This window comes from Thalassolituus pacificus, from assembly GCF_025318105.1.
Lineage (GTDB): Bacteria > Pseudomonadota > Gammaproteobacteria > Pseudomonadales > Oceanobacteraceae > Venatoribacter > Venatoribacter pacificus.
Genome location: NZ_JAOANI010000015.1, coordinates 403,939 through 417,127 on the forward strand (window position 1 = coordinate 403,939; position 13,189 = coordinate 417,127).

Consider the following 13,189-nt stretch of genomic DNA (forward strand, 5'->3'; position numbering starts at 1 on the left):
GAAAGCCATTCAGAAAATAATGCGCAATCCGGTATTGAAGTAATTCATACGAGTCGACACATTTAAGCGCTCATCGTTAGTCACTGATTCCATTTCCTGCCATTCAATACGTTTTTCCTGATAGCCAATGTCCAGTTCCACATGCTCGCTCAGAGGAGCAAAGATGCCAACGCCAATATTGACGGCCGTACCGCTCAGGTCATCATCTCCTGCCACCAGAGAGGCAGTATCGTCGTAATCGTAGGACCCAAGACCAACGGTTAAGTAAGGCCGGACAGGTTTATTGCCGACGCTGAAAAACAGATTCAGATCCATACCGCTCAGATCATTCCGCGATGTGTCGACATCCATATCGACCTGTGTTCTGGCAAACTCCAGCCGTACTGCCGGGGAAAACATAATGCCTAACTTAAAATCTTTTATATCCTGATCGTAATGTGTGGTACTGATTTTCTGGTTACTGTATTCCCAGTCGTGCGAGCCATCACCTGTACCCCAACTCATTCCGAGATACAGACGCACAGGGTCATCAGAAGCAACCGCAGCCAGCGGTAGCAGCCCTGCAGCAAAAATTAAAGACCAACGGCAAACAACACTGAACATAAACTTTCCTTAGTAAAAACACGCATAATAATTAATGCAAATCATTATTTTTATACTTATAAAGTGCAAGTACTTACTAAAAGATCACTGCGCTAAAACCGTATAGCCTAATACTTGCCGGGCTTAGCGCGGATCTGCTCGCACTTGTGTATACACGCAGCACGCTGCGTATTCCAGCAGGCATAAAAAACCCACACTGCTTTCTACAGAGTGGGTTTCTTTTGCAGAAACTCAGTGTTTGCCGAGTTTTGCTCGGGACTGCTGGACTTGTTATAGCCGCAGCTAAGCTGCGTTCCGGCAGAAATCCAGGCATAAAAAAACCCACGCTGCATTTCTACAGAGTGGGTTTCTTTTGCAGAAACTCAGTGTTTGTCGAGTTTTGCTCGGGACTGCTGGACTTGTTATAGCCGCAGCTGAGCTGCGGCATCCAGCACAAACACTAATTATAAACTTAGTGCTTACCGAGTTTTGCGCGGATCTGCTGGATGGTACGCAGCTGAGCCGCAGCTTCTGCCAACTGAGTAAGCGCACGAGAGTAATCAAAGTCTGCACCCTGATTCTCAATCGCCTGCTCAGCGTGTTTCTTAGCTTCCATAGCCGCTGCTTCGTCGATGTCGCTTGCGCGCACCGCCGTATCAGCCAGTACGGTTACTGTATTGGGCTGAACTTCCAGATAACCGCCAGAGACGTAAACAACCTCTTCTTCGCCGTTTTGCTTAACAATACGGACCGGACCTGGTTTCAGTGGGGTCAGCAGCGCTGCGTGGCCGGGTTCAATACCCAGATCACCCAGTACACCGGACGCCACAACACGCTCTACCAGGCCAGAGAACAGATTCTCTTCGGCGCTGACGATATCGCAGTGGACGGTAATCGCCATAATCTTTCCCTCAGACTGAGGAGGCCGGGGAGCGGACTACACTACTCGCTCCCTGACCCGCCCAAGTTACATTTTCTTGGCTTTCTCGATAGCTTCGTCGATGGTACCAACCATGTAGAACGCTTGTTCTGGCAGGTCATCGAATTCACCATTGAGGATGCCCTGGAAACCACGGATGGTTTCTTTCAGAGACACGTACTTACCAGGCGCACCTGTAAAGATCTCGGCCACGTGGAATGGCTGAGACAGGAAACGCTCGATCTTACGTGCACGGGCTACCAGCTGCTTATCTTCGTCGGACAGTTCGTCCATACCCAGAATCGCGATGATGTCTTTCAGCTCTTTATAGCGCTGCAGAACACCCTGAACGCCACGAGCTACGTCGTAGTGTTCGTTACCGATGACCAGTGGATCCAGCTGACGAGAGGTGGAATCCAGTGGGTCGATCGCAGGGTAGATACCTTTAGAGGCGATATCACGTGACAGTACGACGGTTGAGTCCAAGTGAGCGAACGTGGTCGCCGGGCTTGGGTCAGTCAAGTCATCCGCAGGTACGTATACGGCCTGTACCGAAGTAATAGAGCCAGTCTTGGTAGAAGTAATACGTTCCTGCAGAACGCCCATCTCTTCTGCCAGCGTTGGCTGGTAACCTACCGCTGAAGGCATACGGCCTAACAGTGCAGATACCTCGGTTCCCGCGAGGGTGTAACGGTAGATGTTGTCTACGAACAACAGTACGTCTTTACCTTCGTCACGGAATTTTTCAGCCATAGTCAGACCTGTCAGAGCCACACGCAGACGGTTGCCTGGGGGTTCGTTCATCTGACCGTAAACCATTGCTACTTTGGATTTGACTTTGTCGTCCAGGTTTACAACACCGGATTCCGCCATTTCGTAGTAGAAGTCGTTACCTTCACGGGTACGCTCACCAACACCGGCGAATACAGACAAACCGGAGTGTGCCTTAGCGATGTTGTTGATCAGTTCCATCATGTTTACAGTCTTACCAACACCGGCACCACCGAACAGACCCACTTTACCACCCTTAGCGAATGGACAAACCAGATCGATTACTTTGATGCCTGTTTCCAGCAGATCGCTGCTGGCAGACTGTTCGTCGAAGGTGGGTGCTGCACGGTGAATAGAAGCAACTTCTTTCTCACCGATAGGACCACATTCGTCGATTGGACGGCCAAGCACGTCCATGATGCGACCCAGTGTCTCGATACCAACTGGTACAGAGATTGGAGCGCCAGAGTTTGTTACAGGAAGGCCACGCTTCAGACCTTCTGTCGAGCCCATCGCAATGGTACGAACTACGCCGTCGCCCAGCTGTTGCTGAACTTCGAGAGTTGTCTCAGTACCATCTACGGTCAGGGCGTCGTAGACCTTAGGCACCACATCGCGTGGGTATTCCACGTCGATAACGGCGCCGATGATCTGTACGATACGTCCGCTCATATTCGGTTCCTCTTAACCTTAAAACCTGTGTTCCCGGGCCTTAAACGGCCGCGGCACCGCTAACGATTTCTGAAATTTCCTGGGTGATCGCTGCCTGACGAGCTTTGTTATACAGCAAGTTCAGATCTTTGATCATGCCGCCAGCGTTATCGGTGGCGTTTTTCATTGCCAACATACGCGCGGCCTGTTCACAGGCGTTGTTTTCAATCACACCCTGATACACCTGAGATTCTACGTAGCGTACCAACAGACCTTCGAGGATCTCTTTGGCATCAGGCTCGTAGATATAGTCCCAATGGTGTTTCAGTGAATCGTCTTGTTGTGCCTTCAGGGGCAATAACTGCACCGCTTCTGGCGATTGGGTCATGGTGTTCACAAAACGGTTATGCATGATGAACAGACGATCAATCCGACCACTGTCGAATGCGTCCAGCATCACTTTTACCGCTCCGATCAGGCTCGCCAACTCAGGAGCATCACCCAGATGAGACTGGGAGGCTACTACGTTGCCGCCAAAGCTGTTGAAGAACAGACCGGCTTTGGAGCCGATAGCGCAGAAGTCAACTTCCACACCTTTGTTCTTCCACTCTTTGGACTGCTGTGCAACACGCTTGAACAGGTTGTTGTTCAAACCGCCACACAAGCCACGGTCGGAAGACACCACGATATAACCAACACGCTTGATTTCGCGGTCTTGCAGATAACGGTGACGATATTCAGATGTTGCATTCGCCAGATGACCGATCACATCACGGATTTTATCCGCGTATGGACGGCTTTCCTGCATGCGCATCTGAGCGCGACGCATTTTACTCACAGCGACTTTTTCCATCGCTGAAGTAATTTTCTGCGTGCTTTTTACACTCGTAATCTGCTCTTTAATCTCTTTTCCGACTGCCATTTAGCTGCCCTACGTTGAGTGAATCCAGCTGGCGATGGCCGTTTCCGGCATCGCCAGCACCGGACTTACCAGGTCTGAGTGCCTTTGAATTTCTCAATGCACTCTTTCAGACCGGCGGCGATTTCATCGTTGTAGTCACCCTTAACGTTGATCTTCGCCATCAGTTCAGCGTATTCGCTGTTGGCGTAGCTCAGCAGAGCAGCTTCAAACGCTTGAATCTTGTTCACTTCAACGTCTTTCAGGAAGCCTTCAGTCGCAGCGTAGATCACCAGACCCATCTCAGCGGTGGACATTGGCGCGTACTGCTTCTGCTTCATCAGTTCGGTAACGGCACGGCCGTGTTCCAACTGTTCGCGAGTCGCTTCGTCCAGGTCCGATGCAAACTGAGCGAAAGCCGCCAGTTCACGGTACTGAGCCAGAGCCAGACGGATACCACCGCCCAGTTTCTTGATGATCTTGGTCTGTGCAGCACCACCTACACGGGATACAGAGATACCCGCGTTCATCGCCGGACGGATACCGGAGTTGAACAGGTTGGTTTCCAGGAAGATCTGACCATCGGTAATAGAGATCACGTTGGTCGGTACGAACGCCGAAACGTCACCGCCCTGAGTCTCAATGATTGGCAGCGCGGTCAAAGAACCGGTTTTGCCTGTCACTGCACCGTTAGTCATGCGCTCAACGTACGTTGGGTTAACGCGACATGCGCGTTCCAGCAGACGGGAGTGCAGGTAGAATACGTCACCTGGGTAAGCTTCACGGCCTGGTGGGCGCTTCAGCAGCAGGGAAATCTGACGATATGCCCATGCTTGCTTGGTCAGATCGTCAAATACGATCAGAGCGTCTTCACCGCGGTCGAGGAAGTATTCACCCATGGCGCAGCCGGAGTACGGAGCCAGGAACAGCATTGCTGCCGGGTCTGACGCGCCTGCCGCTACGATGATGGTGTGATCCATCGCGCCGTGTTCTTCCAGTTTGCGTACCACGTTAGCGATAGAAGATTGCTTCTGACCGATGGCAACGTAGATACACTTAATGCCGGAGCCTTTCTGGTTGATGATGGCGTCAATAGCCATCGCAGTTTTACCCGTCTGACGGTCACCAATGATCAGCTCACGCTGACCACGGCCAACCGGCACCATGGAGTCGACTGCTTTGTAACCAGTTTCAACAGGCTGATCGACCGATTGACGTGCAATTACGCCAGGCGCAACACGTTCAACAGGAGCGGTCAGGTTGGTTTCGATCGGACCTTTACCGTCGATCGGGTTACCCAGAGTGTCGACAACGCGACCCAGCAGGGCTTCACCAACAGGTACTTCCAGAATGCGGCCAGTACATTTGGCAGTCTGGCCTTCAGCCAGACCTTTGTATTCGCCCAGAACAACGGCACCAACGGAGTCACGCTCCAGGTTCATTGCCAGGCCGTATACGCCGCCTTCAAATTCAATCATTTCACCGTACATGGCGTCAGCCAGACCGTGAATACGAACGATACCGTCAGATACAGATACGACGGTGCCCTCGTTCTGGGCTTGTGAAGTCACATCGAGATTTTCGATGCGTTTTTTGATGACTTCACTGATCTCAGATGGATTCAGTTGCTGCATGCATCGTCCCTCAAACTAGGATTTCATCGCTTCGGCTAATTTTGACAGCTTGCCGGTAACGGAGCCGTCGATTACCAAGTCCCCGGCACGAATGATGGCGCCACCGATGAGAGTCTCATCGATTTCGCTGGTCAAACGTACATCACACTGCAGTTTGGCTTTAAGGGCCTGTGCCAGTTTATCGGCCTGCTCATTGCTCAGCTCGAACGCGGAGGTGACGACTACGTCAACCGTGTTCTGCAACTGGGCTTTCAGCTCTTCGTAAAGAGCTGCGATTTCAGGCACCAGCATCAGGCGCTTGTTTTCCGCCAGAACGGCTACCAGGTTTTTGGCTGCTTCATTCAGCTTGTCGCCACATACGTCAGTTAAAGCCTGTGCCTGCTGTTGCGCAGTCAGAGACGGATGCACCAGTACTTTTGCCATATCGGCATCGGCAACACAGGCTGCCAGTAATGCCAGATCCGCAGACCAGGCGTCTAATGCACCTTTCTCACTTGCTTCAGCAAACACCGCTTTGGCGTATGGCCGAGCGAGAGTTGTTAATTCAGCCATGGAAACCTCGCTTACAGTTCGTCAGCTAATTGGTTCAGCAGCTCAGAGTGAGCAGCCGCATCAACTGACTTACCAAGAATTTTGGCTGCGCCGGCCACGGCCAGCTCAGACACCTGCTTGCGCAGAACTTCTTTAGCGCGGTTCACCTCTTGCTCAACTTCAGCTTGAGCAGCAGCTACCAAACGCTCACCTTCGGAACGAGCAGCTTCTTTAGCTTCGTCGACGATTTGGTTAGCGCGTTTGTTAGCCTGTTCGATGATTTCAGCAGCCTTTTCTTTGCTTTCACGCAGTTGGGAAGCGGCTTTTTCCTGAGCCAGTTCCAAATCACGTTCAGCACGGTTAGCTGCGTCCAGACCATCGGCAATTTTCTTTTCGCGTTCTTGCATAGCACCCAACAGGTGAGGCCATACAAACTTCATGCAGAACCACACGAAGATAGCGAAAGTGATGATCTGGCCGATCAGAGTCGCGTTAATGTTCACGCCAGAGCCCTCATGTTCATTGATTAAGGAAGTTCGTTATTACATGAACCCTTAGGCAGCGAACATCAGGTACAGACCCAGACCAACACCGATCATTGGCACGGCGTCCAACAGACCAGCGATCAGGAACATTTTACCTTGCAGCATTGGACCCAGTTCAGGCTGACGAGCAGTACCTTCCAGCAGACGACCACCCAGCAGACCAAAACCGATTGCTGTGCCCAGAGCACCCAGACCGATCATCAGAGCCGCAGCCAGGAATACCAGACCTTGTTCCATAGTTATCTCCAAATATAGAAGTTAAGTTAGTGAGTTAAGGGTTAAAAAAATTAATGATCTTCGTGCGCCATGCTCAGATACACGATGGTTAACATCATGAAAATGAACGCTTGCAGTGTGATCACCAAAATGTGGAAAACAGCCCAGGCCCACTGCAGGACACCGCCCAGCAGACCGAGGAAAGCACCAGCAGAGAACATCAGCGCGATCAAGATGAAGATCATCTCACCGGCATACATGTTACCGAACAAACGCAGTGCCAGAGAGATCGGCTTAGCGATCAGCGCAATCGATTCCAGGAAGAAGTTAACCGGAATAAACAGCGCCTGGACGACCGGGTTTTTCGCATTGAATGGGTGCAGCGTCAGCTCACCCACAAAACCGCCGATACCTTTAACCTTGATGGAGTAGTAAATCATCATGGCGAAAACAGTCAGTGCCATACCCATGGTGATGTTCACGTCAGTAGAAGGTACAACCTTCATATAGTGAACGCCGAAGGCACCAAAAATAGTGGGCAGCACGTCAACCGGGATCAAATCCATGAAGTTCATCATGAAGACCCAGGTGAAAATAGTCAGAGAAAGCGGGGCAACCAGAGCATTGCGGCCATGGAACGCTTCTTTAACGGTGTTGTCGATAAACTCAACGATCATTTCCACAAAGTTCTGGAAGCCCGTTGGTACAGCTGTTGTTGCCTTCTTGGCAGCACGCCAGAACAGGAACATCAGCATAGCGCCCAGACCGAAAGACCAGCCCAGTGAGTCGACGTGTACCGCAGTGAAGCCCATATCTGCAGCTTCCTGACCACTATGAGCCATGGTCCAGGTCGCTTCAGTCAGTTCAGTTTCAGTACCATCCGCGTCATGACGAACATAACCAGCAGGCAGTTTGCCGTAGGTCAGATTGGTTAAATGGTGCGAGATATACTCTTGGGAGTTACCAGCCATTGTTCACTCTCAATTCCAAAGGTTTATAAATTAGCTATCTTTGCTGCGGCCAGATGGCCCAGCTGCACTGTTATGAACGCAGCAAACAGTGCCAGGACATTCAGAGGCTCGACGCGCTGAAAAATCACAGCAAAACTCAGCGCCGTCAGCACAAATTTCCAGGATTCCCCCTGGTAAAACGACTGTACGATCTGTACAGAAGACCGGGCTCCACTATAACGGAACGCGCGCCAGACGAAGTACGCATTGGGCAGGGCGCAGGTTAAGCCCCCTAACAATGCCGACTTGGCGGCTACATCGCTATGCAACCAGGCAACCAATGCGGCCAGAACCGTCAGGATCAGTTGTAAAATCACGATCCGGTAGGCCGGAGGACGCGGTATGCCTGTCATCCCCAGCCCCACAATTGGTCAAAAATCTGCAACAGCCTATTTTAAGGCGCGGTGATTATATTGGCTCGACCCTTCAGCTTCAACCGAAACCGGGGGGCAAAACGAGAATAATTCGACCAATAGGTATGATGCAGGTCAGGCAAAGGCTGAATCCCGCGCCGGTTTGAGCTGCACGAGCCTCAACGTCAGGATTTGTCAGGCCTACGTAAGGAAGTGATGACTTACTTAATGCTACCTGAGCGCTACTCTCAGACGCCCTGTGGCATCCTGACTTTTATGCATCCGAAGGGTACACAGAGTTCTATCAATAGCTATTTGCATCCAGCCTTCACGCGCATACGCTGCGCCTTTTGCTTTTGTCCGGAACAACCAATGAAGAAGGGAATCCTCTTACTGCTGCTATCGCTGCTCAGTGCCTGCGGCGGCGACAATAACTCATCCCAGAGTCCCGCGCCACAGCCAGAAAACCCCGACACTCCTGTCGCCGGTATCACCATCCCGGTGGTGGTTCATATCATGGAGCATCCCGCGTCAGATGACAGCCGTATCAGCGTCGCTAAAGTTCACTCACAGATAGCCGCACTGAACCGCGCATTCAACCGCCAGAATGATGACCTGAGCCAGGTGCCGGCAGAGTTTCAGCCTCTTATTGCCGATATGCAGATCCGCTTTGAACTGGCCACGACCGACCCACAGGGGCAACCAACTACCGGCATTACCCGCACCACGCAGAATATTGAACTGGCGCCGGAGGAATACCGCTGGGGTTATCGCTATCTGCATTACAGCGCTTTAGGCGGTAAAGATCCCTGGCCACGGGAGCGCTACCTTAATATCTGGGTCAGCGATATGCGCGACCGCCATGGCAAAGTATCACTGGCCGGACGCGCCAGCCTGCCCGGCAATCCGCCAGAAGAAGACGGCGTACTCATAGCCACCCTGGCCTTTGGCACAGAACCGCCACTGGAACAGGGTCTGCATCTGGGCAAAACCACCGCCCACGAAGTCGGCCACTGGCTGGGACTGAAACACATCGCCGGCGAGCAGGAGAGCTGTAACGTTGACGACGGCATCAGTGATACACCGCTGAGCAGCAGCAATTACGGCGGCATGACACCTTCGCATCCCAGTTCAACCTGCGGCAGCGCCGATATGTTTATGAACTATATGTCACTGGCCCGTGACGAGAGCCTGCTGATGTTCAGTCAGGGTCAGAAAGCTGCGGTCTGGTCGGTACTTAACGAAGGAGGGGAGCGGCACTCGCTGTTACTTAACAGCCGTAACACCGCTGCAGACTGACTTACTTGATATGCGCCAGAATGCCGTCCAGCTCATCCAGATTGGTGTAATTAATCACCAGCTGACCTTTGCCTTTGGCACTGTGCTTGATGGCCACTTTGGCGCCCAGACGGTCACCCAGTAATCGCTCCAGGCGCTGAATATCCGGATTGGGCTTGCTGGCGCTTTTATCCTCTGTTTTGCCTTCCTGCAGATGACGCACCAGCGCTTCGGTCTGACGCACGGTCAGCGTACGGCTGACCACCTGCGCCGCGGCTTCGCTCTGCTGGCCACCACTTAAGCCGAGCAGGGCGCGGGCGTGGCCCATTTCGATATCGCCGTGTTCGAGCAAGCGCTTTACGTCTTCGTTCAGGTTCATCAAACGCAGCAAATTGGCAACGGTGGCGCGGTTTTTACCCACAGCTTCGGCGACTTCCATCTGCGTCAGTTCGAACTCGTGTTGCAGACGGTGCAGAGCGGCGGCTTCTTCCATCGGATTCAGGTCTTCGCGCTGAATATTTTCAATCAGCGCCATGGCGATGGCGGCATCGTCGGCCACATCACGAATCAAAGCAGGAACAGTATCGAGCTGAGCCAGCTGACAAGCGCGCCAGCGGCGCTCACCGGCAATGATTTCAAAACGATCATCGGCGCTGGCCAGCGGACGCACCACAATCGGCTGCATCAGACCCTGCGCTTTGATAGAGGCTGCCAGTTCTTCCAGCGCTTCCGGCTGAATGTCTTTGCGCGGCTGGTACTGACCCGGCTGAATCCATTCGATCGGCAGGTGACGCAACTCGCCAGCGTCTAACGACTGACTGCTGTCACTGACGTCACGGTTATCGTCACCGTCTGCCTGCGTGGCGACGACCGCCGCACGGGAGCTGGTCAGCAGGGCGTCAAGGCCGCGCCCAAGGCCGCGTTTTTTCTTTGTCATGCGTTCAATTAACCTTATTTAGCTGCATCAGGCCGAGGCGGTCTGACGGGTGCGGCGGTTCATTTCACCGGCCAGTGCCAGGTAGGCCACGGCACCACGAGAGGTTTTATCGTAACTCAGCACCGGTACACCGTGACTTGGCGCTTCGGCCAGACGCACGTTGCGCGGAATCACAGTGCCATACACCCGGTCGCCAAAGTGGCTGATCAACTGTGTGGAAACATCGACGGTGAGGCTGTTGCGCGGATCGTACATGGTGCGCAGCAGGCCTTCGATTTCCAGCTTCGGATTGGATGTTGCTTTGATCGATTCGATGGTCTGCATCAGGGCACTCAGACCTTCCAGCGCGTAATACTCGCACTGCATCGGAATCAAGACCCCTTGCGCCGCTACCAAAGCATTGACCGTGAGCATATTCAGTGACGGCGGACAGTCGATCAGGATGTAGTCGTAATCGGGGCGTACTTCGGCCAGCGCTTCGCGCAGACGGCTTTCACGCCGGGGCAGATCCATCAGCTCGACTTCGGCAGCGGTTAAGTCGCCATTGGCCGGCAGCAGATCAAAACCGGCGGTGGCTTCGGTTTTCCGGATGGCCGCCGCGGTCCGGGCACGCCCGGTCAGCACATCATAGAGGGAGACCTCAAGGTCGTGCTTGTCGATACCGCTGCCCATGGTGGCGTTACCCTGTGGATCAAGATCCACCAGCAGCACACGACGCTTGGTCGCGACCAGCGAGGCCGCCAGATTGACCGCCGTTGTGGTTTTGCCGACACCACCTTTCTGATTCGCAATTGCCAGAACTTTGCTCACAACTCAGCTTCCTTCAGTGCCTGACGGCGACACGCATTCAATCGTTGGTATTAACCGGCAGCAAACGCAGCAAGTGCCGTTCGCCTTCCACACCGGGAACGCTGATGGCATCGGAAGCCACCACGCGGAATTTGTCGGCGATGGCGGCAATTTCATCCTGTGGATATTGCCCCTTCATCGCCAGAAAGCAGCCCTGCTCAGCGCGCAGATGCTGACACCAGTGGGTCATATCGGCGAGCGAGGCAAAAGCGCGGCTGACAATCATATCGAAAGGCCGGGGGGGATGATATGCCTCGACCCGATCGTTCACTATGGTCACGTTATCCAGCCCCAGTGCGGTGCGCGCCTGAAACAGGAACCGGGTTTTCTTACCGTTACTGTCGAGCAGGGTGAAGGTTTTATGCGGATTCATGATTGCCAGCACAATACCCGGCAAGCCCGGCCCGGTGCCGACGTCGGCAATATTGTCCGCTTCCTGCACAAAAGGATGCACTGCCAAACTGTCGAGCAAATGCAAATCGACCATGCGCTCCGGTTCACGGATGGCGGTCAGGTTGTAGGCTTTGTTCCACTTCTGCAGCAGATCCAGATAGGCACGCAACGCGCTCAGTTGCTCTGCCGTCAGGGCAATCTGCATCTGTTCAGCGCCGCGCGCCAGCTGACGGGTTAAAGAATCTGTTTCAGCGTTCATGGTGAATCAAACCAGCAATATAGAAAGGCGGCGGATATTAGCATACGCCCGCAGGAGACGGGAAACGCGCGCCTGCAAGCTTAACCGACATTCACCAGACTTGTTCCGGACATAACCTAAGTCGGATTGGGCTTATCAGCGCTTAGCCCTATCATGCACACACTCATTAAGGGAGCCTGCGTATGAATTCCACCGCCAGTCATCAGCCATCGTCCCACTGGTGGCCCATTATCGCCGCTGCGGTATCGCTGATTGTGGTGCATGGCTTCGGCCGCTTTGTGTACACGCCGCTGCTGCCACTGCTGGTCGATGACGGCCTGATCACACTGTCTCAGGCCGCATCCCTCGCCACCTGGAATTACGTCGGCTATTTAAGCGGCGCCATGCTGGCGCTGTTTCTCTATCAGCGTGGCCATGGCCGTATTACGCTGGCGCTGATGCTGACCGGCAATGCACTGATTACTTTACTGCAGGTGTTCGTCAGCCAGTACGAAACCCTCGCCGCCCTGCGCCTGCTGAACGGTATTGGTAACGGCGTGGTCTTTGTGCTGGCACCGGCGCTGGTGCTGGAGTGGCTGGTTACGCAACAGAAAGCGCAACTCAGTGGCCTGATGTATCTGGGCGTGGGCATTGGCCTGCTCAGCTCCAGCGCGCTGGTTGAACTCAGTGCCACCTGGCTGGCTGGCCCGCAACGCTGGCTGCCAGCGGCCATCGCCGCCATTCCGCTGGCATTGTGGAGCAGCTGGTATCTGCATCGCTTACCCGGCCACGCGCCGGCCGGGCAGGGTGACGATCATTCAGCACTCTGGGACCGCGCCAGCACGCCATTATTTCTGGCCTATGCCGGTGCCGGGTTAGGCTACATTCTGCCGATGACCTTTCTGCCGGCGGTAGCGGCCGACTGGCAACTGACACTGGTGCCCAGCGCCTGGCTGTTAGTCGCCATCACCTCGCTGCCATCGACCTGGCTGTGGAATCATTTAGGTGCCGCTATCGGTGATAAAACCGCACTGTTGTGGAACTACGCCATTCAGGCGGCGGGGGTCGGGGCGCTGTTGTTATTACCGCAGCAGTCGGCGGGATTGTGGCTCTGTGCGATTCTGGTCGGCGGTACTTTTTTAGGCGCGGTATTGCTGACCCAGCGGCTGGCGCGCAGCCTGCACCCGCATCAGGGACCAAGGTTAAGCGCCGCGCTCATTGCTCTCTATGGCTTCACCCAGCTGCTCGGCCCCTGGCTGGCAAAACTCGGCATTGAAGGCGGAGCCAGTTTGTCATCCACCTTTATCTGGGGATTTGCAGCACTGGTTTGGGCGTTTGTATTAATGTTGTGGGTACCCGCACGCCGCGATCACTGAGGGCACCG

The 13,189-nt window shown here is 53.9% G+C and carries 15 protein-coding genes; 2 read left to right on the forward strand and 13 right to left on the reverse strand.

Annotated features, from left to right (window positions below):
- Positions 1–9: 9 nt before the first annotated feature.
- From NYR02_RS08995 to NYR02_RS09040, 10 genes are all read right to left on the reverse strand, one after another.
- Entirely contained in the window at positions 10–603 is a 594-nt protein-coding gene (locus tag NYR02_RS08995) for a porin family protein (RefSeq protein WP_260976029.1), read from the reverse strand.
- Between the two features lie 451 nt (positions 604–1,054).
- Complete coding sequence (locus NYR02_RS09000) at positions 1,055–1,483, reverse strand: F0F1 ATP synthase subunit epsilon (RefSeq protein ID WP_260976030.1); 429 nt, start codon at positions 1,481–1,483, stop codon at positions 1,055–1,057.
- Positions 1,484–1,549: 66 nt separating this feature from the next.
- The gene (atpD, locus tag NYR02_RS09005; protein WP_260976031.1) at positions 1,550–2,944 is read right to left on the reverse strand and encodes a F0F1 ATP synthase subunit beta; all 1,395 of its coding nucleotides are present in this window, start codon (positions 2,942–2,944) and stop codon (positions 1,550–1,552) included.
- Between the two features lie 40 nt (positions 2,945–2,984).
- Positions 2,985–3,845, reverse strand: coding sequence for a F0F1 ATP synthase subunit gamma (gene atpG / locus NYR02_RS09010; protein WP_260976032.1), 861 nt, complete (start codon positions 3,843–3,845; stop codon positions 2,985–2,987).
- Between the two features lie 65 nt (positions 3,846–3,910).
- Entirely contained in the window at positions 3,911–5,455 is a 1,545-nt protein-coding gene (gene atpA, locus NYR02_RS09015) for a F0F1 ATP synthase subunit alpha (RefSeq protein ID WP_260976033.1), read from the reverse strand.
- Positions 5,456–5,470: 15 nt separating this feature from the next.
- Positions 5,471–6,007, reverse strand: a complete 537-nt coding sequence (locus tag NYR02_RS09020) for a F0F1 ATP synthase subunit delta (protein ID WP_260976034.1) — start codon at positions 6,005–6,007, stop codon at positions 5,471–5,473.
- Positions 6,008–6,018: 11 nt separating this feature from the next.
- Positions 6,019–6,489 (reverse strand): F0F1 ATP synthase subunit B, encoded by a 471-nt coding sequence (locus NYR02_RS09025; RefSeq protein ID WP_260976035.1) that lies wholly within the window; start codon positions 6,487–6,489, stop codon positions 6,019–6,021.
- A 51-nt stretch (positions 6,490–6,540) separates the two neighbouring features.
- Positions 6,541–6,768, reverse strand: a complete 228-nt coding sequence (gene atpE / locus NYR02_RS09030; protein ID WP_015488783.1) for a F0F1 ATP synthase subunit C — start codon at positions 6,766–6,768, stop codon at positions 6,541–6,543.
- Positions 6,769–6,818: 50 nt separating this feature from the next.
- Positions 6,819–7,718, reverse strand: a complete 900-nt coding sequence (atpB, locus tag NYR02_RS09035) for a F0F1 ATP synthase subunit A (RefSeq protein WP_260976036.1) — start codon at positions 7,716–7,718, stop codon at positions 6,819–6,821.
- A gap of 23 nt (positions 7,719–7,741) precedes the next feature.
- On the reverse strand, positions 7,742–8,110 hold the full coding sequence (locus NYR02_RS09040; protein ID WP_145467405.1) for a F0F1 ATP synthase subunit I: 369 nt from the start codon (positions 8,108–8,110) through the stop codon (positions 7,742–7,744).
- Between the two features lie 372 nt (positions 8,111–8,482).
- On the opposite strand from NYR02_RS09040, the gene NYR02_RS09045 reads away from it, so the two are divergent.
- The gene (locus tag NYR02_RS09045; RefSeq protein ID WP_260976037.1) at positions 8,483–9,409 is read left to right on the forward strand and encodes a M43 family zinc metalloprotease; all 927 of its coding nucleotides are present in this window, start codon (positions 8,483–8,485) and stop codon (positions 9,407–9,409) included.
- A 1-nt stretch (position 9,410) separates the two neighbouring features.
- Here the strand turns inward: NYR02_RS09045 and NYR02_RS09050 are convergent, their stop codons facing one another.
- Genes NYR02_RS09050 through rsmG form a run of 3 tightly spaced genes read right to left on the reverse strand, consistent with a single transcriptional unit; the run spans position 9,411 to position 11,826 of the window.
- Complete coding sequence (locus NYR02_RS09050) at positions 9,411–10,325, reverse strand: ParB/RepB/Spo0J family partition protein (RefSeq protein WP_260976038.1); 915 nt, start codon at positions 10,323–10,325, stop codon at positions 9,411–9,413.
- 27 nt (positions 10,326–10,352) lie between these two features.
- Positions 10,353–11,135 carry a ParA family protein gene (locus tag NYR02_RS09055; RefSeq protein ID WP_260976039.1) on the reverse strand — a complete coding sequence of 261 codons (783 nt, stop codon included), beginning with the start codon at positions 11,133–11,135 and terminating at the stop codon, positions 10,353–10,355.
- A gap of 37 nt (positions 11,136–11,172) precedes the next feature.
- Complete coding sequence (gene rsmG, locus NYR02_RS09060) at positions 11,173–11,826, reverse strand: 16S rRNA (guanine(527)-N(7))-methyltransferase RsmG (protein ID WP_260976040.1); 654 nt, start codon at positions 11,824–11,826, stop codon at positions 11,173–11,175.
- Between the two features lie 182 nt (positions 11,827–12,008).
- On the opposite strand from rsmG, the gene NYR02_RS09065 reads away from it, so the two are divergent.
- Positions 12,009–13,181, forward strand: coding sequence for a YbfB/YjiJ family MFS transporter (locus NYR02_RS09065; RefSeq protein ID WP_260976041.1), 1,173 nt, complete (start codon positions 12,009–12,011; stop codon positions 13,179–13,181).
- The last annotated feature ends 8 nt before the right edge of the window (positions 13,182–13,189 follow it).

Coding starts and splice junctions, on each gene's coding strand:
- NYR02_RS08995 (WP_260976029.1), bottom strand. CDS start 603: ATGTTCAGTGTTGTTTGCCGTTGGTCTTTAATTTTTGCTGCAGGGCTG.
- NYR02_RS09000 (WP_260976030.1), bottom strand. CDS start 1,483: ATGGCGATTACCGTCCACTGCGATATCGTCAGCGCCGAAGAGAATCTG.
- atpD (WP_260976031.1), bottom strand. CDS start 2,944: ATGAGCGGACGTATCGTACAGATCATCGGCGCCGTTATCGACGTGGAA.
- atpG (WP_260976032.1), bottom strand. CDS start 3,845: ATGGCAGTCGGAAAAGAGATTAAAGAGCAGATTACGAGTGTAAAAAGC.
- atpA (WP_260976033.1), bottom strand. CDS start 5,455: ATGCAGCAACTGAATCCATCTGAGATCAGTGAAGTCATCAAAAAACGC.
- NYR02_RS09020 (WP_260976034.1), bottom strand. CDS start 6,007: ATGGCTGAATTAACAACTCTCGCTCGGCCATACGCCAAAGCGGTGTTT.
- atpE (WP_015488783.1), bottom strand. CDS start 6,768: ATGGAACAAGGTCTGGTATTCCTGGCTGCGGCTCTGATGATCGGTCTG.
- atpB (WP_260976036.1), bottom strand. CDS start 7,718: ATGGCTGGTAACTCCCAAGAGTATATCTCGCACCATTTAACCAATCTG.
- NYR02_RS09040 (WP_145467405.1), bottom strand. CDS start 8,110: ATGACAGGCATACCGCGTCCTCCGGCCTACCGGATCGTGATTTTACAA.
- NYR02_RS09045 (WP_260976037.1), top strand. CDS start 8,483: ATGAAGAAGGGAATCCTCTTACTGCTGCTATCGCTGCTCAGTGCCTGC.
- NYR02_RS09050 (WP_260976038.1), bottom strand. CDS start 10,325: ATGACAAAGAAAAAACGCGGCCTTGGGCGCGGCCTTGACGCCCTGCTG.
- rsmG (WP_260976040.1), bottom strand. CDS start 11,826: ATGAACGCTGAAACAGATTCTTTAACCCGTCAGCTGGCGCGCGGCGCT.
- NYR02_RS09065 (WP_260976041.1), top strand. CDS start 12,009: ATGAATTCCACCGCCAGTCATCAGCCATCGTCCCACTGGTGGCCCATT.